This is a genomic window from Kitasatospora sp. NPDC004289 (assembly GCF_053602875.1).
Window position 1 is genome coordinate 31,484 of record NZ_JBSGEL010000057.1, and the last position, 20,618, is coordinate 52,101.

Sequence of the window (20,618 nt, forward strand, 5' to 3'; positions counted from 1 at the left end):
CGTGGTGCCGGGCCCGGTCGGGTCCGCCCTCCCTGACGCGCAGTCAGATCCGGCCCGGGGCCGGGGCTATAGTGCAGGCGTTCCGGGGGTGGCCGGTCGGGCCGCAGCCCGGCCACGTCGTCGAGGAGGACGTCCGATGGGACCCGTCACACTGATCACCGGGGGATCGACCGGTATCGGTGCCGCCACCGCCCGGGCCCTGCTCAAGGAGGGCCACCGGGTGGCCGTCACCGGACGGGACGCGGACAAGCTGGCCGCCTTCGCCGCCACGGCCGGAGCGGGCGAGGAGCTGCTGACGGTCACTGGGGACGCCGGCGACGAGCACGACGTCGCCGCCGCGGTGCGCCGCGTGGTGGACACCTGGGGCGGGCTGGACAACGTCATCGCCAACGCCGGGTTCTCGCTGCCGGGGAACCTGGAGAGCCACGCGCCCGAGGACATGCGGGCCATGGTCCTCACCAACGTCCTGGGCCCGGCGCTGCTGGTGCGGGAGACCCTGCCGCTGCTCAGGGAGTCCAAGGGCCGGATCGTGCTGATGGGTTCGGTCGCGGGGGTGCGCCACACGCCCGGCAACCTGTACTCGGTCACCAAGTGGGCCGTGCACGCGCTGGCCGAGAACACCCGGCTGCTGGTCGGCCAGGACGGGGTCGGCGTGACCGTCGTCGCCCCCGGGGTGGTGGACACCCCGTTCTGGGACGAGCGCGGCGGCAGCCCCGGGACGGCGCTGACCGCCGAGCAGATCGCGAACACGATCGTCTTCGTCCTCGGTCGACCCGCGGGCGTGGACGTCAACCACATCACCGTGCGGCCGACGGGGCAGCTCGGCTGAGCGGACCGTCGACGGCCCGCTCAGATCAGGCTGACCAGGCCCGGGGCGGCGGCCAGCAGGATCGCGGCGGCGGGGGCGGCCAGGGCGGCCACCGTGAGGCGCAGGCGGTGGTGGACCGGCAGGCGGGGTTCGCCGGCGAGCAGGCGGTCGACGCGGCGCGGGGTCTCGGCGAGCTGCTGCGGGGGGCAGGCGGCGCCGAAGACGCCCCGGCCGCTGTTGATCTCCACCAGGGCCAGCGCCGTGGTCACCCGGCCGTGCCGGCGGGCCGCCCGGTCGTCGGCCGCCAGCTCCACCAACTCGCCCACCTGGTCCCGGAAGGCGGAGAACACCCCGACCCCGGGGAAGCCGCTCGCCAGCGCCTCGGCGGACTGCGCCAGCCAGTGGTGCCGGTGCCGGACGTGCCCGCGCTCATGGCTGAGCACCGCCGCCAGCTCACGGTCCGTCAGCTGCTGCAGCGCCCCCGTGGTCACCACCAGCCGGGAGGACGGACCCGGCAGCGACCAGGCCTCCGGGCGGACGTTCTCCAGCACCACCAGCCGCTCCCGCCCGGCGCCCTTGCGGGCGCCCAGCCCCTCGGGCAACTCCGGCGCACGGTGGGCCAGTTCGGCGGAGCGACGGTCGCGCAGCGCCCGGGCGGAGCGGACCTCCCGGGAGAGCGAGTACGCCGTCCACAGCCCGCCGGCCGCCAGCAGCGCGGCCGTCAGCCGCCCCCACCCCTCCGCGTCGGCCAGGCCGTAGGCGGCCTCCACCCCGTGCGGGGCGGTCGAGAACAGCAGACCCCGGACCGGCGGCAGCGCGGCGGAGGCGGCCAGCAGCAGCGCCAGCACGCAGCACAGCAGCACCGCGACGACCAGGCACTGCCACACCAGCAGGGCCAACACCGGCTCCCGGTCCGCCCACCGCACCCGCGCCAACAGCCGCGGCGCCACGGTGGCCAGCACCGCCCCGAGCACCAGCAGACCGAACAGAGCCGTCATGGCAGCAACCTACGCGCTCCACCGCCCCGCGAGAACCCGCTACGGCCCAACATGACCCACGGCACACTTGTTGTACGTGGCTAGGCCTCTGGGGGCGCGAGGAACTGCGCGAGGCGGAAGGCGGCCCAGTGCTGGATCGGGGCAGGCGAGCCAGTTGCACGTGTTGCCGTTCCCCTGCGCGCAGTTCCCCGCGCCCCTGTCGGGGCGCTCTCTGCAGTGGGCGTCAGTCCGCTACATGGTCAGCAGCATCGCGAACATGCCGACGCCCATGGCCGAGCGGCAGGCGCGCGTCACGTGGGCGGAGACCGCGACGGTGTGGCCGGTCGGGGTGACGAGGAGGCGGGTGCCGCTCCAGACGGTGTAGCCGCCGAAGTACAGCAGGAGCAGACCCGTCAGCAACGGCAGCCCCGCCGCGCCGTGGTGGGCGGCCGGGCTGAGCGCCATGTACGCCATCGCCGCCGAGCCGACGGCGTGGTGGAGGCGGTGGCCGGGGTGGTGGCCGCCGAGTGCGGCGGCGGCCAGCATGTAGACGGTGAGGCCGGCGAAGAGCCAGCCCCAGAGGGGGAGGGGCCACAGGGCCATGCCGGCCATGCCGAGGCCCATCGCGGCCTCGGTGGCGTCGGACTCCCGCTGCCCGCCCCGCCGCAGGCGGTACAGGCAGTAGCCGGCCGTGCCGCCCGCGACGGCCGCGAGCAGCGTGCTCACCAGCACCGGTCCGTGCACCGCAGCGCCCCCTCCGCAGCCGATTCCGCCCCGTCCGCTCCACGATCACCGATCGGGAACGGGCGGAGCAGGGCGCGAAAGGGGGCGCACTGGGGTGTGACAGGTGGTCAGTTGCCGGGCGTGAGCCGTCCGGAGGCGACGATCCGCCTGAGGAACCGGCGGGTCCGCTCGTGCTGCGGGTCGCCGAAGACCTGCTCCGGCGGGCCCTGCTCCAGCACCACGCCGGAGTCCAGGAAGCAGACCTGGTCGGCCACCTCGCGGGCGAAGCCCATCTCGTGGGTGGAGAGCACCATGGTCATCCCCTGCTCCTTCAAGTCCCGCACCACGCCCAGGACTTCGCCCACCAGCTCGGGGTCGAGCGCGGCGGTGACCTCGTCCAGCAGGAGCAGCCGGGGCCCGGTGGCCAGCGCCCGGACGATGGCCGCCCGCTGCTGCTGGCCGCCGGAGAGGCGGTCGGGGTACTCGCGGGCCTTGTCGGCCAGGCCGAGCCGGGCGAGGAGTTCCAGGGCGTGCGCCTCGGCCTCCGCGCGCTCCCGGCGGTGGACCCGGCGCGGGGCGAGGGTGACGTTCTGCAGGACGGTCAGGTGCGGGAAGAGGTTGTACGACTGGAAGACCACGCCGATCCGGCGCCGGACGGCGTCCTGGTCCACCGCCGGGTCGGTGATCTCCTCGCCGTCCAGGAAGACCGCGCCGTCGTCCACCTCCTCCAGCAGGTTGGCGCAGCGCAGCAGGGTCGACTTTCCGGAGCCGGAGGCCCCGATCAGCGCGGTGACGGAGTGCGCGGGCACGGAGAGCGAGACGTCGCGCAGCACCAGCTGGCCGCCGTACGACTTCCGGACCGATTCGAAGCGGAGCACCGGGTCCTGGCTCACACCGCACCCCCTTGCAGCTGACGGCGGTTCATCCGCTGGCTGACCCAGTCGGTGAACCGGGTCATCGGGATGGTGAGCAGGATGAAGACCAGCGCCGAGACCAGGTACGGCGTGTAGTTGAAGGTCCGGGAGGTGATGATCTTCGCGGCGAAGACCGCGTCGATCACGCCGCCGATGGAGACCAGGCCGGTGTCCTTCTGGAGCGAGACCAGGTTGTTCAGCAGCGGCGGCACCACCCGCCGCACCGCCTGCGGCAGGATCACGAACCGCATCGCCTGCGCGTTGGTCAGGCCCAGCGAGCGGGCCGCCGCGCGCTGGCTCGGGTGGACGGACTGGATGCCGGCCCGGAACACCTCGGAGACGTACGCCGAGTAGGTCAGCACCAGGGCGGCGCCGCCCAGCACCAGCGGGTCGGTGGTGACGCCGGTGAGCCGGAGCGCGGGCACGCCGGTGATCATGACGAGCAGGCAGATGATCATCGGCAGGCCGAGGAAGAAGTCCACGTACGCGGTGGCCAGCAGGCGCACCGGCAGGAAGACCGGGCCGCGCAGGGTGCGCAGCACCGCCAGCAGCAGGCCGAACACCAGGATCAGCGCGCCGCAGACCAGCATCAGGACGAGGTTGACCTTGAGGCCGGCGAGCACCTCGGGCAGCGCCTGGCGGGCGTAGTGGGCGTTGAAGAAGGTCTGCCGGGTGCGCTCCCAGCCGGGGGAGCTGACCACCACGACCGCCAGCACCAGCGCGGTGAGCGCGGTGCTGGCGGTGGCGATCAGGGCGGAGCGGCGGGCCCGGCGGCGCCGGTGCGCCTCCCGGGCCAGCCGCCGCTCCGACGGCCGGTACTCCTCCTCCGGCTTCGTCAGGTCGGTGGTCGCGGTCACTTGAGCACCGGGGCGGAGACGGCGTCGGAGAGCCACTGCTTCTCCAGCTTGGCCAGCGTGCCGTCGGCCCGCAGCGCGTCCACGGCCTGGCTGACGCAGCCGGTCAGCGCGCTGCCCTTGTCCAGCACCAGCCCGAACTGCTCGCCGCCCGAGCCGCCCGCCACGGTCTCCAGCTGGCCGATCACCTTGGCGTCCGTCACCTCGGCGCCGGTGATGTAGAAGGCGGTGGGCAGGTCGACCACCAGGGCGTCGATCTGACCGTTCTTCAGGGCGGTCTTCGCCAGGTCGTTGTCGTCGAAGACGGCGGGCTGGGTGGCCGGCTTGATCTGCCCGGTGATGGCGGACAGGCTGGTGGTGCCGACCTGGGCGCCGAGCTTGGCGTTCTTGAGGTCGGCCAGCGAGGCGGCGCCGGCCGCCTTGGAGCCCTTGAGCGCGATCACGGCCTGCCGGACGTCGTAGTAGCCGGAGGAGAAGTCCACCGACTGCTTGCGCTCGGCGCTCACCGAGATCTGGTTGACGTCGAAGTCGAAGTCCTTGACGCCGGGGGCGAAGGCCTTGTTGAACGGGCTGACCACCCAGCTGACCTTGTCCTTGGGGTAGCCCAGCTTCTCCGCCACCGCGTAGGCCACCGCCGACTCGAAGCCCTTGCCGTTCGACGGGGTGTCCTCGGAGAACCACGGGTCGTACGCGGGCTTGTCGGTGCCCACCGTCAGGGTGCCGGACTTCTTGGTGGCCAGCTTGCCCGCCTCGCAACTCCCGGCGGCGGAGGGCGACTTGGCCTCCTCCTGGGGAGCGCAGGCGGTGAGCAGCGCGGCGGCCGCGAGCAGGGCGGCGGCGGGGGCGAGGCGGTGCGGGCGGACGGCCGGGGTCATGGCGGGCTCCAGGGGCAGGGGGTGAGGACTTGCCAGAAGAGGACTGCCCGTCGGGCGGGCGCGGCCAACCGGGTCAGCAGCGGTGGCGGAGCGCGGGGGCGGCGGGCATGGTCGGCGTACGGCACGGCCGCCGCGGTGCCTCCCGACGGGGTGTCAGCGGCGGGGCGTCAGCAGGTGCCGCGACAACAGGAAGGCACCCGGGTCAGGTAGGGGTGGCAGCAGGCCACGTGGATCACCGCCGGGAGCATGGCGGGAGGTTCGCACCCCATCGGCCCCACTGTCCACAAAGTCCACGTGACTGTCCGCATGCTGGACGGCACGGATGTCACCTCAGTGTCGGAGGGACCCCCCTTGAACAGGAGAACCTTTCGAATCTATGGTGTACCTGTCGAAATAACTCCTGTCTAAGTGGGTCTCTGATGCAGAATCTTTCGCCCAAGCTCGTCGAGGCGGCCGAACTCTCCGGAGTAACCCCGGCCGGCCACGCGGCGCACCCCGCCTGGCTCCGGCTCAAGGAGGCCGTCGAGGCGCTGCGCCCCCTGCAGGCCAAGGACGGTTCCATCGACCTGTCCGCCGTCCAGCGCTCCACCGTCGACCCGCTGGTCGAGTCGGTGCTCGGCGCGGTCGAGGAGCTCGCCCCGCTCTTCCCGCACGACGCCGCCTACCTGACCGCCGTCCTGGCCGACCTGCGCAAGTGGGCCGACACCGGATACCGCGAGCCCGACTTCCTGGACTCGCTGCTGGCCTTCCAGCCCGCCGAGCAGCGCGAGGACGGCCTGGAGCACCTCGTGGTGTTCCCGATGTACACCCAGAACGGCAACCCGAACCGCAACCTCGAGGCCGTCCTGCTCACCGTGGTCTGGCCCGAGTGGCTGGCCGAGCTGGAGCGCGAGCGCTTCGACAACCCGATGTTCGTGCCGATCACCTTCACCGACTTCACGGCCGGCTACGACACCAACTCCGCGGTGCTCTTCCCGGAGACCGTCGCGGTCCGCCAGGCCCCCGAGCGCTTCACCTGGGGCGGCATCTTCTGCGACCGCGAGGCGGCCCGCTTCCGCGCCGTCTCCACCAGCGCGGTGCGCCAGCTCGGCCTGGAGATCCCCGAGGACGCCGTCGGCCTGCTCGCCGACCAGCAGCGCGCCCAGCAGACCTTCGTGCTCTGGGACCTGGTCCACGACCGCACCCACAGCCACGGCGACCTGCCGTTCGACCCCTTCATGATCAAGCAGCGCTCGCCGTTCTGGATGTACGGCCTGGAGGAGCTGCGCTGCGACCTGACCGCCTTCAAGGAGGCCGTCAAGCTGGAGGCCGAGGGCTACCCGCAGGGCCGCGACGTCCAGTACGCGATCCTCTTCGACCGGATGTTCCGCTTCACCGTCTCCGGTGACCGGGTGCGCAACTACGACGGCATGGGCGGCCAGCTGCTCTTCGCCTACCTGCACAAGAACGACGCGCTGCGCTGGCGCGACAACCGGCTCTCGATCGACTGGACCCGGGTCGCCGAGGTCACCAACGCGCTCTGCGCCGAGATCGAGACCCTCTACCGCGACGGCATCGACCGCCCCAAGACCGCGCACTGGATCGCGGCCTACGAGCTGGTCTCCAAGTACCTCACCCCGCACCCGGCCTCCACCTGGGCCAAGGGCCCCGAGGGCCTGCCGCTGGACATCGCCGAGGACAAGGCGCTCCGCAAGGCGCTCTGCGACGCGGTGCTCCCGGACGAGTTCCCGCTCTCGATGTTCTTCGAGGCCCTGTCCAAGAAGCTCGGCGGCGTCATCGCCGCCACCACCGGCATCACCGGCGCCACCGCCGACCGTCAGGAGATCGCGGCATGACCGACCGTCACCTCGAGGGCAAGGTCATCGCCGTCGCCGGCGCCACCGGCCCGGCCGGCCGCGCCACCCTGCGCCGCCTGACCACCGCCGGCGCGACCGTGATCGCCGCCGACATCGACGGCCAGGCGCTCGACGCGGCCCTCGACACCATCCGGCTCACCGTCCCGGACGCGAAGATCTCCAGCCAGGTCATCGACCTGCTCGACCCGCAGGAGGTCCACGACTGGGCCGACCACCTGGAGGGCGAGCACGGCCACGTGGACGGCGTCTTCCACCTGGTCGGCGGCTGGCGCGGCAGCAAGACCTTCTTCGACAGCCGCATCGACGACTGGGACTTCCTGCACGACCGGGTGGTCCGCACCCTCCAGCACACCTCGCTGGCCTTCCAGCCCGCACTGGTCCGCAGCGAGGCCGGCCGCTACGCGATGATCTCCGCCTCGGCCGCCCACAAGCCGACCGCCGGCGGCGCCGCGTACGCCGCCGCCAAGGCCGCCACCGAGGCCTGGACGCTGGCCATGGCCGACTCCTTCGTCAAGGAGACCACCGCCCCCGACGGCGTCCCGACCGCGGCGGCTGCGATCCTGGTGATCAAGGCCCTGGTCACCCCGGAGATGCGGGCCGAGAAGCCCGACGCCAAGTTCGCCGGCTTCACCGACACCGCCGACCTGGCCGACGCCCTGGCGTCCCTCTGGGACCGCCCCGCAGCAGAACTGAACGGACAGCACCTGTGGCTGACAGCCCGATGACCACCACCGACGCCGTACGCCGCCACGACCCGGCCGTCCGCGGCTTCGCCAGCGACAACTACGCCGGCGTCCACCCGGAGATCCTCGCCGCCATCGCGCTGGCCAACGACGGCCACCAGGTCGCCTACGGCGAGGACCAGTACACCGAGCACCTCCAGGAGGTGTTCCGCAAGCACTTCGGCCCGACGGCCGAGGCGTACCCGGTCTTCAACGGCACCGGCGCCAACGTGGTGGCCCTGCAGGCCCTGCTCCCGCGCTGGGGCGCGGTGATCGCCGCCGAGTCCGCCCACATCAACGTGGACGAGTGCGGCGCCCCCGAGAAGATCGCCGGCATCAAGCTGCTCACCGTCCCCACCCCCGACGGCAAGCTCACCCCCGAGCTGATCGACCGTCAGGCCTGGGGCTGGGGCGACGAGCACCGCGCCCAGCCGCTCGCCGTCTCCATCACCCAGAGCACCGAGCTCGGCACGCTGTACACGGCCGAGGAGATCAAGGCGATCTGCGACCACGCCCACCAGCACGGCATGCTCGTGCACCTGGACGGCTCCCGCATCGCCAACGCCGCCGCCTCCCTGGGCCTGCCGCTGCGCGCCTTCACCACGGACGCGGGCGTCGACGTGCTCTCCTTCGGCGGCACCAAGAACGGCCTGCTGCTCGGCGAGGCCGTGGTGGTCCTCAACCCGGAGCGGGTCAAGAACCTCAAGTACCTGCGCAAGATGTCGATGCAGCTCGCCTCGAAGATGCGCTTCGTCTCCGTGCAGTTCGAGGCCCTGCTCAGCGGCGACCTCTGGCTGCGCAACGCCTCGCACGCCAACGCCATGGCCAAGCGCCTGGAGACCGCCGTCTCCGGCATCGACGGCGTCACCCTGGTCCGCCCCGTCCAGGCCAACGCGGTCTTCGCCATCCTCCCGCGCGAGGTCAGCGAGCGCCTGCAGAAGCGCTACCGCTTCTACTTCTGGGACGAGCACACCGGCGAGGTCCGCTGGATGGCCGCCTTCGACACCACCGAAGCCGACATCGACGCCTTCGCCGCCGCCATCGCCGAGGAGATGGACCGCGCCTGACGCCCCGCCACTCCGTCGAACGCCCCCGCCGTCCACGGCGGGGGCGTTCGACGTCAGTCGGTGAGGTCCTCGGGTCCGCGACCGAAGGCCGCTTCCAGGACGGCCGGCAGGTCCGCCTCCGGGATGGTGACGCGCAGCTCGGCCAGGACGTCGGGGAGGTCCTCGTCGTCGATCGAGCCGAGGTACTCCTGGCGCAGGCGGTGGATCACCTCGACCAGTTCGGGTCGCAGCCCCATCCAGGCCCGGGAGGCGCGGACCTCCTCCCCGACCCGGTCCGTGAACCAGCGCAGCACCTCGTACGGCACCTCGCAGTGCGGGCCCTCCCCGCCGAACCACACCGTCGGCTCCCGGGCCGGGTCCTCGTCGGGGACGGTCGCGATCATCACGGTCCGCTGCCCGGGGACGTGTTCGAGCTCCAGGCACCAGGCGTCGTCCGGCAGGACGTACGTCGAGGTGATCGCGTAGTCGTGGCTCAGCGTCGGGACGGTCATCCCCGGTCCTTCGGTCGGTCGGTGCGGCGGAGTCACATCATCGGGGGCGGCCCCGCGCCGTGCCGAGCGGTTTTCGGCGGTCAGTCCGCGGCGTCGAGGACGATCCGCAGGGCGTCGGCGGGCTCCAGGGCCGTGCCGTCGGGGCTGCGGCGGACGGAGGCGGCCAGGACGGCGGGGAGGTCGGGCTCGGGGATGGCGGTGCGGAGTTCGGCGAGGAGGGCGGGGAAGTCCGCGTCCTCGATCCAGCCGCCGTAGTACTCCTGCTGGAGGCGGTGGACGGTGGCGACGAGCTGGGGGCGCAGCCGCATCCAGGCGCGGATCTCGTGGATCGCCTCGTCGACCCGGTCCACGTACCACCGCACGACCTCGTACGGCACCACCGAGTGCGGCTCGGGCGACTCGAAGTGCAGCGTCGGCTCCTCCGACGGATCCTCGTCGGGGATCAGCGCCACCATCAGCAACTGGTTCTGCGGGCCCCGGAGTTCGAGCTGCCAGGCCTCCTCGGACGGGTCGTAGACCTCGGCGGTCCGGTAGAAGGGATCGGGGGAGGGGACGGTCATCCTCGGCTCTCCGCTCGGTCGGTGGTCCGCCGTCAGGTGCGGCCGCAGGACATCCTCGTGCCTGTCGTCGTACCGCACGGAAACACCGGGCGAACTGCGGACGCCGTGGCAGAGGGCGACCGACCGGGATCCGATCAGATCGGCCCGGCCCGCACCGGGCGCCGCGTCAGTCTCCGGAAGCCCCGAAGAACCCGACGTGGGTGGGGCGGCCCTCGGTGTGGAGGAGGACGTAGAAGCCGGTCCAGCGCATCTCGTGCTCCCCGAGCAGACTCGGGTCCGGATCGCCCGGACGGCGGCCCTGCATGCGCGTGTAGGACCGGGCGATCGCATCCTCGAACTGCTGGACGGTGGGGCGTTCCGTCCCGAAGTGGACCAGCAGACGAGCAGGGGCCAGCGGCCGGACGGTGAAGTAGTCCGCTGCGCTGGACGGCTGAGGCCGCTCCGTCGACTGGACGATGCGGTGGATGTCCAGAATCGAGTGAGTTCCCTCTTCCTCCATGAACTCCTCATCGGCATACAGCTCCTCGATGGTGCCGTACTCCTCGCCACCGCCGTACTCCCGCGCGAACACCTCCTCCCGGAGGGCTTCCAGGCTCGCGCCCACGCCCCCGCGGTACGGCGTGACGTAGTTCCAGCCGCTGGCACCCATGCGTTGAACTCCTTCGCTTCCTCGTCGACTCGCGCACAACCTAGCCCTGGGCTCTGACTGCGCACGCTGCCGGAAGCCCGGGGTGGTCGCCGACGCGGGGTCACGCTGCCCGGGCCAGCGCCGCCGCTCCGATCAGGCCCGCGTCCGTGCCCAGTTCGGCCGGCAGGAGGACCGTGCGGGCCGCGAAGGGGAGGGCGGCGTAGGTGGCGAAGTGGCGGCGGAGCGGGGCGAAGAGTAGGTCACCGGCCTGGGCGACTCCGCCGCCGATGACGGCGGCGTCGAGGTCGACGAGGGTGGCGGTGGCGGCGATGCCGGCGGCGAGGGCGCGGGCGGCGGCGTCGAAGGCGGCGAGGGCGAGCGGGTCGCCGGACCGGGCGGAGGCGGCGACGGCGTTGGCGGAGGTGTCGCCGTCGGGGGAGCGCCAGCCGGATTCGGCGGCGGTGCGGGCGATGGCGGTGCCGCTGGCGAGGCCCTCCAGGCAGCCGCGGGAGCCGCACGGGCAGGGCCGCCCCTCGAAGTCGACGGTGATGTGGCCGAGGTGGCCGGCGTTGCCCGTACGGCCGGTGTGCAGCTGACCCCCGATCACCAGCCCCGCGCCGACCCCCGTGGAGACCACCAGGCAGAGGACGTCCCGGTAGGGGCGGGCGGCGCCGCGCCAGTGCTCGGCGGCGGTCATCGCCACCGCGTCCCCGCCGAGGACGACGGGCAGCCCGGCCACCGCCGGGTGGGCGGCGACCTCGGCGCGGAGCGGGAAGGCACGCCAGGAGGGGATGTTGACCGGGCTGACCGTCCCCGCCTCGATGTCGACCGGGCCGGCGCTGCCGATGCCGACGGCGCGGACGGCGGCCCAGCCGGGGTGCCCGGCGAGCATGTCGAGGACGGCGGTGACGGCGGCCGCCATCTCCTTCTCGGTGCCCCGGGCCGGGGTCGGCACCTGCACCCGGTGCAGCAGGACGCCCTCGGAGTCGACCAGCCCACCGGCGATCTTGGTGCCGCCGAGGTCGATCGCGGCCAGCAGGGACTCGGGGGTCCGGACGTTCATGGGCGACGGCTCCGCAGGTGGGGTTCGGTGGGACTGCGGCGATTCTCGCCGCCCCTGACAACGTTGTCCAGGAGCCCTCGGCAGCCCCCGCCCCGGTCTCGTACGCTGACCCCGTCCGACCGACCGTCAGGAAGGCCCGCCCGCATGCCGATCGACCTGCCGCCGCACCCGACCGTGCTCTTCCAGGGCGACAGCATCACCCGGGCCGGGCGCCACCCGGCCTCCCCGTCCGACCTCGGCCACGGCTACGCGGCACTCGCCGCCCCGGCGCTGCGCGAGGCCCACCCCGGCGCCACCGTGCTCAACCGCGGCCTCTCCGGCGACGGAGTCACCGACCTCCGGGAGCGCTGGGCGGACGACGCCCTCGCCCACCGCCCCGACCTGCTCTCCCTCCTGATCGGGGTGAACGACACCTGGCGGTGGCAGGAGGGCGGCATCGAGTCCCCGATCGACCCCTGGGAGGGCCACTACCGCGCCCTGCTGGACGGACTGCTGGACCGTCACCCCGCCACCCGCCTGGTGCTGGTCGAACCCTTCCTGATCCCCGTCGCCCCCACCCAGTGGGCCTGGCGCCCCGACCTGGACGCCCGGATCCAGGTGGTCCGCCGCCTCGCCGAGGAGTACGGCGCGCTGCTGCTCGCCGCCGACGGCCTGCTCAACCAGGCCGCCCGCACCGCCGGCGGCCCGGCCGCGATCGCCACCGACGGCATCCACCCCACCCAGGCGGGCCACCGCCTGCTGGCCGAGGCCTGGACCGCCCTGGTGCTCGGCTGAGCCGAGCCGGGGGAGCCGTATGCTCCCGGTATGACCAGCCGCCCCGTCACCGCCAGGCCCACCATGAAGGACGTGGCGGCGGCGGCCGGGGTCGGGCTGAAGACCGTCTCACGGGTCGTCAACGGGGAGCGCGGGGTCACCGAGGAGACCGCCGTCCGGGTGCGGGAGGCCATCGCCGCCCTCGGCTTCCGCCGCAACGACGGCGCCCGCCTGCTGCGCACCGGCCGGACGGCCTCCGTCGGTCTGGTCCTGGAGGACATCGCGGACCCGTTCTCCGCCGCCCTGACCCGGGCGGTGGAGGAGGTGGTCCGGGCCGAGGGCAGTCTGCTGTTCACCGGCTCCAGCGGTGAGGACCCGGAGCGCGAACGGGAGTTGGCCCTGGCCTTCTGCGCCCGCCGGGTGGACGGACTGATCGTGGTGCCGGCCGGGGACGACCACCGGTACCTGCTGCCGGAGACCGAGTCCGGCACCCCCGTGGTCTTCCTGGACCGCCCCGCCGCCGGGATCGAGGCGGACGCGGTGCTCAGCGACAACGCGGGCGGCGCCCGGGACGGGGTGGCCCACCTGATCCGCCACGGGCACCGCCGGATCGGTTTCGTCGGCGACCAGCCGCACCTGCACACCGCCGCCGAACGGCTGCGCGGCTACCGGGAGGCGATGGCCGCCGCCGGTCTGACGGTCGATCGGCGCTGGATCGAGAGCGGCCCGAGCGACCAGGCCCGGGTGGCGGCGGCCATCGCCCGGCTCACCGGCGGGCCCGAGCCCGTGACCGCCCTGTTCACCGCCAACAACCGGATCACCCTGGCCGCCCTGCACCACCTCCCGCCGCGCCCGCCCGCGCTGCTCGGCTTCGACGACCTGGAGCTGGCCGACCTGCTCAGCCCCGGCCTCACCGTGGTCGCCCAGGACCCGCCGGCCCTCGGCGCGGCCGCCGCGCGCGCCCTCTTCGACCGCCTGGCCGGGGACTCCTCCCCGGCCAGGCGCACCGTCCTGCCGACCCGCCTGGTCCCGCGCGGCTCGGCCGAACGACCGCCGCACTGACCCACCGTCAGCGGGAGGCCCCGCACCGGTCCAACGTCAGCGGGAGGCCCCGCACCGGTCCACCGTCAGCGGGCGGCCCCGCGCCGGGGACCGTTCAGGAGGCGGCCGCCGCGTGCAGCGCCCCGTACGCGCCGTCGTCGGCGATCAGCTCGGCGTGGCTGCCCAGCTCGACCAGCCGCCCGTGCTCCAGCACCGCGATCCGGTCCGCCGCCCGGATGGTGGAGAGGCGGTGCGCGACCACGAAGACCGTGCGGCCCTTCACCAGTTCGGCCATCGCCCGCTGGACCAGGGCCTCCGAGTGCGGGTCCAGCGCGGAGGTCGCCTCGTCCAGCACCAGCACCCGGGGGTCGCGCACCAGCGCGCGGGCGATGGCCAGCCGCTGCTTCTGTCCGCCCGAGAGCCGCACACCGCGCTCGCCGAGCAGGGTGTCCCTGCCCTGCGGCAGCCGGTCGATGAACTCCAGCGCGTTGGCGTCCCGCAGGGCCGCGTCGAGCACCTCCTCCGGCACGTCCCGCAGGCCGTAGGCGACGTTCTCCCGGACGGTGCCGTCGAACAGCACCGGCTCCTGCGGGACCACCGACAGGAAGCGGCGGTAGCTGCGCAGGTCGAGGGTCTCCATGTCGGTGCCGTCCAGGAGGATCCGGCCCTCGGTCGGCCGCAGGAAGCCGATCACCAGGTTGAGCACGGTGGACTTGCCCGCGCCCGAGCCGCCGACCAGGGCGATGGTCTCCCCGGCGCGCACGCTCAGGTCCAGCCCCGCCACCGCGGGCCGGTCCGCCCCCGGGTGGAGCAGGGTGACGCCGCGGAAGTCGATCCGGCCGCGGACGGCGGTGACCTCGGCCTTGCCCGCGTTCTCCTCCAGGTCGGGAGCCTGGAGGACCTCCCCGGCCGAGCGGATCGAGGCGAAGCCCTTGCCCAACTGCGGTGCCAGCGCCAGCAGGCCGGTGACGGAGCCGGTCAGCGAGGTGAAGTAGGCGCTGAGCATCACCACCGCGCCGGGGGTGACGCCCAGCCAGCCCCGGTACGCCGCCACCGCCGCGCCGGCCAGGCAGCCGACCCCGATCGCGTTCAGCAGGATCCAGGAGAGCGCACCGAAGCGCCCGTTCAGCAGGTCGAGCCGCAGGCCCGCGTGCAGCACCCGGTCCAGGGTGCGGTCCATCCGGCGCAGCGCGGTGCGCTCCAGACCGTGCGCCCGGGTGACCGGGATCAGGGTGGTCATCTCGCCCACCCGGCCCGCGAGTTGCTCGACCTCGCGGCGGAAGGACTCGTTCTGGTCGCGCAGCCGGTTGCGCAGCCTGGTCACCAGGTAGGCGGCCGCGGGCACCAGGACCAGGAAGACCGGCAGGAAGGCGGGGGCCTTCCAGCCGATCACGGCCAGCGCACCGAGCAGGGTGGCGATGGCCGCCAGCCCGTTGTCGGCGGTCTGCTGGGCGGCGTTCTCGATGTTCTCCACGTCCCGGATCACCTTGGACTGGAGCGCCCCGGCGGTGACCCGGGCGTGGAAGCCGATCGACAGCTGCTGCATCCGGTGGCAGAGCGCGCTGCGCAGCCGGGTGCCCATCCGGCGGATGGTGCCGTGCATCCAGTGCACGTAGAGCAGGTGGAGCGGGAGGTTCAGGGCCAGGATCACCAGCAACAGGCCGGTGTTCCACCAGAGTTCGGCCAGCGGGCGGTGGTCGACCACCACGTCCAGGACGTTGGCGGTGACCAGCGGCAGCAGCCAGATCGGCGAGTGCTTGGCGAGGAAGACCAGGACGGCCAGGGCGGCGCGGGTGCGGTCGGGGCGGATCAGGAAGAGCAGGGTCCGGAGCGGGTGCTCGCCCTGGTAGCGGTGACCGAGTGCGCCCTGGGGCAGTGCCATGGAGGCTCCAGCGGAGGGGGTGGTGTGGGGGATGGTGAGCAGTGTGCCAAGCCGTACCCGATCGGTCAGCCCCGTCCCACTCCGTGGGCAGTCCACCACCCCCTCCGCGCGCCTCGCTGAACTTGCTGAACTCGGCCGCTCCCGGGCGCCGTTCCAGGTGCCGGGCAGTTCCGGGCCCAGGGGCCTGCCCACGGCTCCCGGACCGCCCTACCGTGGAAGGCGGGGCCCGAACCGGTCGGGCCCCGCCAAGACCGCACGTACGGGGGAGAGCCGCGGACCGACCCCTCGGTGCCACGACTCCTCGGCTCGACGACCCCTCGGAGCCACGGGGTCCCGCGTCCGACGCCTCGTCAAGGGCCGCCCACCGTCGTGCGACCGGGTGTCAGCTGGTCAGACGCGGCATCTCCGGGAAACGGGCCTGGGCGGCGTCCCGGGCGGCCGGGGTGATCATGCGGCGGATGCCCGGGTCACCGGCCAGCCGGACCGCCTCCTCCTCGGTCAGCGGCACGACGCCCTTCTTGTTGCCGGTGCCGTCCCAGGCCAGGCAGCCGGCCAGGTTCAGCTGGATGCCGGTGCCGTCGGGGTGCACCATCCAGATCACCGTGTCCTGGATGCAGTTGTCCCGCATGTGACTGACCGTGTACTTGTTCCCCCGCCCGTCCACCCGGCAGGAGGTCTGCGCGGTGCAGACCTTGTCCGGGCTGGCGGAGCTGACGAACGCCCGGAGCATGCCGGTGCCTTTGGGCGTGCTCAGGTACACCTGGGCGACGGTCTCCTTGGAGCCCTCGTCGACATAGGCCGTCTCGGCGGCGTAGCCGCTGGTCGGGACGGACGGCGGCAGTGCGTCCAGGAGCTGCCCGAGCAGGGCGCGGCCGGTCACCTTCACCAGACCGGCGTCCGGGTCGGCGCTGGCGCCGGCGCTGGCGCCGGCGCTGGGGCTCGCGGCGGGCCCGGCGGCCGCCGCCAGCTGCACCGTGTCGTCGGTGCCGCCGGTCGGCCGGAGGTGTCCGCCGAGCAGTGCGGCCAGGCCGGCCACGGCGAGCGTGGTGGCCACCGCGCCGCCGAGCAGGCGGGCGCGGCGCCGACGGGCCGGTCGGCGGGTGTCGGTGCTCGGCGGGGTGAGGTCGAGCATCGGCAGCTCGTTGCGGGGGATGTCGGACGGGAGCTCGTGCATCTCCGTCGGTCCTTCCGTTGTCGTCGTCGCATGCCGGCCATGCAGACCGCCCGGTGGCGGTGTTGCCCATCTGGACGTGGCGGCGGGCGGTGGCGGTAACGGGAGGGAGCGGCGGTTTTCCGGTTCTGCCCGTTCGGACAGCCCCGTGCGGTCCGAACGGTCAGGCGTAGGACGCCGTGCCGCCGACCAGATCGGCCAGTTCGCTGAGCGCCGGGCCGAGCGGGAGCCCGAGCCGGGTGGTGGCCAACTCGTCGCCCCGGGTGGGGCCTTGGTTGACGATCGCGACCGGGGTGCCGTCCCTGGCGGCCCGGCGGACGAACCGCAGGCCGGACATGACGGTCAGGGAGGAGCCGAGCACCAGCAGCACCTGCCCGGCCGCCACCAGGTCGAAGCAGCGCTCCACCCGGGGCTTGGGCACGCTCTCGCCGAAGAACACCACGTCCGGCTTGAGCACCCCGCCGCACCGGGCGCACGGCGCCACCCGGAAGCCCTCCACCGCCGCGTCCGGCAGGACGGCGTCGCCGTCGGCCTGGCGGTGCGCTCCCGGGTCCGCGAACTCCCCGTTCAGCTCGGTCAGCCGGCGGTCCAGCTCGGCCCGGGAGCTCAGGTGACGGCAGGTCAGGCAGACCACCCGGTCCAGCCCGCCGTGCAGCTCCACCGCGTCCCGGGTGCCGGCCGCCCGGTGCAGGCCGTCCACGTTCTGGGTGATGACGGCCGAGACGTGGCCCGAGCGGCGCAGCCGCTCCACCGCGCGGTGCCCGGCGTTCGGCTCGGCCCGGTCGATGGTCCGCCAACCGGCGTGGCTGCGGGCCCAGTAGCGGCGCCTGGCCGCCTCGCTCCCGGTGAACTCCTGATAGGTCATCGGGGAGCCGCGGCGACGGCTGCCGGTCTCGCCCCGGTAGTCCGGGATCCCCGACTCGGTCGACAGACCGGCCCCGCTCAGCACCACCACGCCCCGCCCGGCCACCAGCCGGGCCAGGGCCTCGACACCGGCGGACGGTTCCGCCGCGATCACGGGCTCAGCCATGCCGCCCAGGGTAGACCGGCCTGTTCGAGCAGGGCGGGATGTAGTAGATTCCGGTTCGGCACGGCGCAAGTTTCGAAAGGGAACTCACTATGCAGCAGTCCTCGGCCCAGCAGACCCTGACCCAGCAGGCCCAGGAGGCGCAGCAGACCTGGACCGCGGTCGACGACTACTTCAACGACCTCCTCGTCGAGGAGGACGACGCCTTGCTCACCGCCGTCGCCGACAGCGACGCCGCCGGACTCCCCGGCCACCAGGTCGCCCCCAACCAGGGCAAGCTGCTCCACCTGCTGGCAAGCATCAGCGGCGCCCGCACCGTCCTGGAGATCGGCACCCTCGGCGGCTACAGCACCATCTGGCTCGCCCGCGCCCTCCCGGCCGACGGCCGCGTCGTCACCCTGGAGGTCGACCCCCGCTGCGTCGAGGTGGCCACCGCCAACCTCGACCGGGCCGGCCTCACCGACCGCGTCGAACTCCGCGAGGGCCCCGCCCTGGACTCCCTCGCGCAGCTCGCCGCCGAGGGCCAGGGCCCCTTCGACCTGGTCTTCATCGACGCCGACAAGCCCTCCAACCCCGCCTACCTGGACTGGGCCCTGCGCCTCACCCGCCCCGGCAGCCTGATCATCGGCGACAACGTGGTCCGCGACGGCGCCGTCACCGACGAGGCCTCCGACGACCCCCGCGTCCAGGGCGTCCGCACCTTCACCGAACTGATCGCCGCCCACCCTCGCCTCACCGCCACCGCCCTCCAGACCGTCGGCTCCAAGGGCTACGACGGCTTCGTCCTGGCCGTGGTCACCGCCTGACCCCGCCCGGTCCGCCGATTGCCGATCGACAGGACGCCCCCGTCCTCATTACGCTCCGCCGGACAAGTCACGGGGGACGGGGGACGGACCATGGATTCGGATCTGCTCGACGTACTGATCGTCGGACTCGCCATCGGAGTGCCGCTGGGGCTCGCGCTCGGGCTCTACCTGAGACGGCGGATCTACGGCAACAAGCAGACCCAGAACACCCGGTACCACGCCGGGATGCTGCGCGAGGAGGTCTTCCGCCGCAGCGACTCGGCCGGCGACGTGGTGGACGTCGGCGCGTACGTGCGGGCGCAGCCCTACGGGGACACCCAGTTGGGGCGGATGGGCGTCTTCGGCCAGCTCAGGGCCGACGGTGCCATCGTCGACCTGCCGACCGCGGACCCCTCCGTCCCCGGCAGCCTGCTCGTCCGCCTCACGCCCGAGGCCTGGCACGAGGACCTCTCCTACCTGGCCGTCCGCGACCCGGAGCTCGCCGCCGCGCGGGCTCGGGTCGCGGTGCAGGGCCCGGCGGCGTTCGAGGAGGAGGACGAGTCCGACGAGGAGGCGGTCCTCCCGCTCTGCAGCTGCTGCGGCGAGCCGCTCGGCACGGCGACGCCGGCCTTCGACTACAACCTGCCGGACCCCGTCGCAGCCCTCTCCGAGCAGGAGCGGGAGCGCGTCGTCACCTTCCGCTCGGAACAGACCGTGCTCACCAGCACCCTCGGCGGGTTCGTCCGTGCCCTGCTCCGGGTGCGGCTCACCGACGGACGGACCGTCAGCTTCGGCGTGTGGATATCGATCGAGGCGGACACCTACGGCCGATTCGCCGACGCGGTGCACGGCACCGGCTCCGCGGAGGAGGCCTTCGACGGCCGGCTCGCCACCGCCCTCGCACCCTGGGGCGACACCGTCCTCGCGGCCCCGGTCACCATCTCCTCCCCGCGCCGGGCGGACGGGCTGAGCACCCCGACGGTCCTCAGCAGCTCCGCCTCCGCGCTCACCACCGTCCTGCAGAGCACCTGGCTCCCGGACGAGGTCCTCGTCGGGGAACGGGCCTGGGCCCTCCCGTACGACCCGGAGAAGCCAGCGGAGCACGCCCACCACTGAGCCGCCGTCGGGTGACCTCCCGTCACACCGTCACACCGTCACGCCCCGAGGTGCGCCAGCAGTTCCGGCCCCGCCGGGTACGGCCGCTCCTGCGGGAGCAGCTCCGCGGCCGCGCCCAGGTCCCCCGCGCGCACCAGCGCGTGGACCTGGTGCGCGAGCGGGGTCACGTCCGTGATCGACACCGTCCACTCGTCCGCGTACAGGCCCGAGGCCTCGCCGGCCAGACCGAGCTGGAGCGAGCGGTACGGCAGGGGGCGGAGGTGCAGGTCCCGCTCGGGGTCCCACTGGACCCGGGCCGGCGCCCGCTTGAGCTCGCGCTTCCAGGCGGCCTGGTCGGAGTGGAGCCCGCGCTCGTAGTGGGAGAGGCACGCGTGCCGCAGCGCCCACTCGAAGCCGGCCCGGGAGATCTCGACCGCGAGCACGGTCTCCTGTCCTTCCTTCTCCCCCCAACCGCAGCGGTACATCATCCAGAGGAACGAGGGCTTGATCCACGTCATCCGGCTCCGGCTCCAGGAGGAGGGGAAGCGCCCGTCACGGGCCGCGGCCACCCCGATCTCCGGGCGGTACGCCTGGTAGACGGTGACGGTCTCCTCGGTGTGCAGCGCGCGGATGCGGTGCTTCGGTTCGTCCATGCCGAGGAGGATGCGGCCCGCGGGGCCGAACGGGCGAACCGTTTTCGAGGGGCGGGCCTGGGCGTTTGCCTTCGGGCAGGGACGGGCGTACTGTTCTCTAGTCGCTCGGCAGGGAGCACCGGACACGCGTTCTGTGTGGACGGTCCCGGGGCGGCCAATCCTTGGAACACCACTTCTGCTCGGAACTGGTCTGTGCTTTTTGCGGGCCGGGTCTATTTGTCGTGTGCGTTTATATGGATTGCGGCTGGATTCGCTTTTCGGAGCGGGGATCGGCTAGAGTTTGAAACGTCGGACGGGCCGTCAGGTCGCAGAAGACGGAAGCGAGTCGGACGAAAACGTCTGATAAGCTCGAAATAAGAACGAAGCGCCCGGAGGGCCCGCTGGAAGGCGGATCGAAGGAAGCCACCGTTCCTTGAGAACTCAACAGCGTGCCAAAAGTCAACGCCAGATATGTTGACATCCCCGGCCGGGCATCTGCTCGGTTGGAGATTCCTTTAAAGTAAGACACTAGCGAGGACGCAGTGCGCAGGATCACCTTATTCCGGTGGTTGCTGTGCCGCTCTTCCGAGGTGCGAAAGCATTCACGGAGAGTTTGATCCTGGCTCAGGACGAACGCTGGCGGCGTGCTTAACACATGCAAGTCGAACGGTGAAGCCCTTCGGGGTGGATCAGT

Annotated in this window: 21 protein-coding genes and 1 rRNA gene; 9 read left to right on the forward strand and 13 right to left on the reverse strand. The window is 72.9% G+C overall.

Features of this window, described 5'->3' with window-relative positions; all coding sequences use genetic code 11:
* Window positions 1-136: 136 nt before the first annotated feature.
* The gene (locus ACWEPF_RS29995; RefSeq protein WP_452175017.1) at window positions 137-829 is read left to right on the forward strand and encodes an SDR family oxidoreductase; all 693 of its coding nucleotides are present in this window, start codon (window positions 137-139) and stop codon (window positions 827-829) included.
* 20 nt (window positions 830-849) lie between these two features.
* Here the strand turns inward: ACWEPF_RS29995 and ACWEPF_RS30000 are convergent, their stop codons facing one another.
* From ACWEPF_RS30000 to ACWEPF_RS30020, 5 genes are all read right to left on the reverse strand, one after another.
* On the reverse strand, window positions 850-1,806 hold the full coding sequence (locus ACWEPF_RS30000) for a M56 family metallopeptidase (protein ID WP_452175018.1): 957 nt from the start codon (window positions 1,804-1,806) through the stop codon (window positions 850-852).
* 231 nt (window positions 1,807-2,037) lie between these two features.
* Window positions 2,038-2,529 carry a DUF5134 domain-containing protein gene (locus ACWEPF_RS30005; RefSeq protein ID WP_452175019.1) on the reverse strand — a complete coding sequence of 164 codons (492 nt, stop codon included), beginning with the start codon at window positions 2,527-2,529 and terminating at the stop codon, window positions 2,038-2,040.
* Window positions 2,530-2,636: 107 nt separating this feature from the next.
* Window positions 2,637-3,401: an amino acid ABC transporter ATP-binding protein gene (locus tag ACWEPF_RS30010; RefSeq protein WP_452175020.1), complete on the reverse strand. Its 765-nt coding sequence runs from the start codon at window positions 3,399-3,401 to the stop codon at window positions 2,637-2,639.
* Window positions 3,398-4,279: an amino acid ABC transporter permease gene (locus tag ACWEPF_RS30015; protein ID WP_345289584.1), complete on the reverse strand. Its 882-nt coding sequence runs from the start codon at window positions 4,277-4,279 to the stop codon at window positions 3,398-3,400. The genes ACWEPF_RS30010 and ACWEPF_RS30015 overlap by 4 nt, the downstream gene beginning before the upstream one ends.
* The gene (locus tag ACWEPF_RS30020; RefSeq protein ID WP_452175021.1) at window positions 4,276-5,151 is read right to left on the reverse strand and encodes an ABC transporter substrate-binding protein; all 876 of its coding nucleotides are present in this window, start codon (window positions 5,149-5,151) and stop codon (window positions 4,276-4,278) included. Before ACWEPF_RS30020 ends, ACWEPF_RS30015 begins: the two co-directional genes overlap by 4 nt.
* Before the next feature lie 419 nt (window positions 5,152-5,570).
* Between ACWEPF_RS30020 and ACWEPF_RS30025 the strand changes: the two genes are divergently transcribed.
* The 3 genes from ACWEPF_RS30025 to ACWEPF_RS30035 are packed head-to-tail and all read left to right on the forward strand — an operon-like array spanning window position 5,571 to window position 8,796.
* A complete protein-coding gene (locus ACWEPF_RS30025; protein ID WP_380149880.1) occupies window positions 5,571-6,986 on the forward strand; it encodes a DUF6421 family protein in 1,416 nt (471 codons plus the stop codon).
* Window positions 6,983-7,732, forward strand: a complete 750-nt coding sequence (locus ACWEPF_RS30030) for an SDR family NAD(P)-dependent oxidoreductase (RefSeq protein WP_380149881.1) — start codon at window positions 6,983-6,985, stop codon at window positions 7,730-7,732. The genes ACWEPF_RS30025 and ACWEPF_RS30030 overlap by 4 nt, the downstream gene beginning before the upstream one ends.
* On the forward strand, window positions 7,729-8,796 hold the full coding sequence (locus tag ACWEPF_RS30035) for a threonine aldolase family protein (RefSeq protein ID WP_452175022.1): 1,068 nt from the start codon (window positions 7,729-7,731) through the stop codon (window positions 8,794-8,796). The genes ACWEPF_RS30030 and ACWEPF_RS30035 overlap by 4 nt, the downstream gene beginning before the upstream one ends.
* 53 nt (window positions 8,797-8,849) lie before the next feature.
* On the opposite strand, the gene ACWEPF_RS30040 is transcribed toward ACWEPF_RS30035, so the two are convergent.
* The 4 genes from ACWEPF_RS30040 to ACWEPF_RS30055 all read right to left on the reverse strand — a co-directional run bounded on the left by ACWEPF_RS30040 (window position 8,850) and on the right by ACWEPF_RS30055 (window position 11,538).
* Window positions 8,850-9,287, reverse strand: a complete 438-nt coding sequence (locus ACWEPF_RS30040; protein WP_452175023.1) for a hypothetical protein — start codon at window positions 9,285-9,287, stop codon at window positions 8,850-8,852.
* A gap of 80 nt (window positions 9,288-9,367) precedes the next feature.
* Complete coding sequence (locus ACWEPF_RS30045) at window positions 9,368-9,847, reverse strand: hypothetical protein (RefSeq protein WP_452175024.1); 480 nt, start codon at window positions 9,845-9,847, stop codon at window positions 9,368-9,370.
* 166 nt (window positions 9,848-10,013) lie between these two features.
* Window positions 10,014-10,496 carry a hypothetical protein gene (locus ACWEPF_RS30050; RefSeq protein ID WP_452175025.1) on the reverse strand — a complete coding sequence of 161 codons (483 nt, stop codon included), beginning with the start codon at window positions 10,494-10,496 and terminating at the stop codon, window positions 10,014-10,016.
* A 100-nt stretch (window positions 10,497-10,596) separates the two neighbouring features.
* Window positions 10,597-11,538 carry an ROK family protein gene (locus ACWEPF_RS30055; RefSeq protein WP_452175026.1) on the reverse strand — a complete coding sequence of 314 codons (942 nt, stop codon included), beginning with the start codon at window positions 11,536-11,538 and terminating at the stop codon, window positions 10,597-10,599.
* Between the two features lie 144 nt (window positions 11,539-11,682).
* On the opposite strand from ACWEPF_RS30055, the gene ACWEPF_RS30060 reads away from it, so the two are divergent.
* Window positions 11,683-12,312 carry an SGNH/GDSL hydrolase family protein gene (locus ACWEPF_RS30060; protein WP_452175027.1) on the forward strand — a complete coding sequence of 210 codons (630 nt, stop codon included), beginning with the start codon at window positions 11,683-11,685 and terminating at the stop codon, window positions 12,310-12,312.
* Window positions 12,313-12,342: 30 nt separating this feature from the next.
* The gene (locus ACWEPF_RS30065; RefSeq protein WP_452175029.1) at window positions 12,343-13,353 is read left to right on the forward strand and encodes a LacI family DNA-binding transcriptional regulator; all 1,011 of its coding nucleotides are present in this window, start codon (window positions 12,343-12,345) and stop codon (window positions 13,351-13,353) included.
* A 94-nt stretch (window positions 13,354-13,447) separates the two neighbouring features.
* Here the strand turns inward: ACWEPF_RS30065 and ACWEPF_RS30070 are convergent, their stop codons facing one another.
* From ACWEPF_RS30070 to ACWEPF_RS30080, 3 genes are all read right to left on the reverse strand, one after another.
* On the reverse strand, window positions 13,448-15,214 hold the full coding sequence (locus tag ACWEPF_RS30070; RefSeq protein WP_452175030.1) for an ABC transporter ATP-binding protein: 1,767 nt from the start codon (window positions 15,212-15,214) through the stop codon (window positions 13,448-13,450).
* A 382-nt stretch (window positions 15,215-15,596) separates the two neighbouring features.
* A complete protein-coding gene (locus ACWEPF_RS30075) occupies window positions 15,597-16,388 on the reverse strand; it encodes a hypothetical protein (RefSeq protein WP_452175031.1) in 792 nt (263 codons plus the stop codon).
* 160 nt (window positions 16,389-16,548) lie between these two features.
* Window positions 16,549-17,415, reverse strand: coding sequence for an NAD-dependent protein deacetylase (locus tag ACWEPF_RS30080; RefSeq protein ID WP_452175032.1), 867 nt, complete (start codon window positions 17,413-17,415; stop codon window positions 16,549-16,551).
* An 89-nt stretch (window positions 17,416-17,504) separates the two neighbouring features.
* On the opposite strand from ACWEPF_RS30080, the gene ACWEPF_RS30085 reads away from it, so the two are divergent.
* Both ACWEPF_RS30085 and ACWEPF_RS30090 read left to right on the forward strand, forming a co-directional pair.
* A complete protein-coding gene (locus ACWEPF_RS30085) occupies window positions 17,505-18,218 on the forward strand; it encodes an O-methyltransferase (RefSeq protein WP_452175033.1) in 714 nt (237 codons plus the stop codon).
* Window positions 18,219-18,308: 90 nt separating this feature from the next.
* A complete protein-coding gene (locus ACWEPF_RS30090) occupies window positions 18,309-19,313 on the forward strand; it encodes a DUF2199 domain-containing protein (RefSeq protein ID WP_452175034.1) in 1,005 nt (334 codons plus the stop codon).
* 38 nt (window positions 19,314-19,351) lie between these two features.
* On the opposite strand, the gene ACWEPF_RS30095 is transcribed toward ACWEPF_RS30090, so the two are convergent.
* Entirely contained in the window at window positions 19,352-19,945 is a 594-nt protein-coding gene (locus ACWEPF_RS30095; RefSeq protein ID WP_452175035.1) for a DUF4291 domain-containing protein, read from the reverse strand.
* 580 nt (window positions 19,946-20,525) lie between these two features.
* On the opposite strand from ACWEPF_RS30095, the gene ACWEPF_RS30100 reads away from it, so the two are divergent.
* Window positions 20,526-20,618 (forward strand): 16S ribosomal RNA (locus ACWEPF_RS30100); the annotation flags it as partial.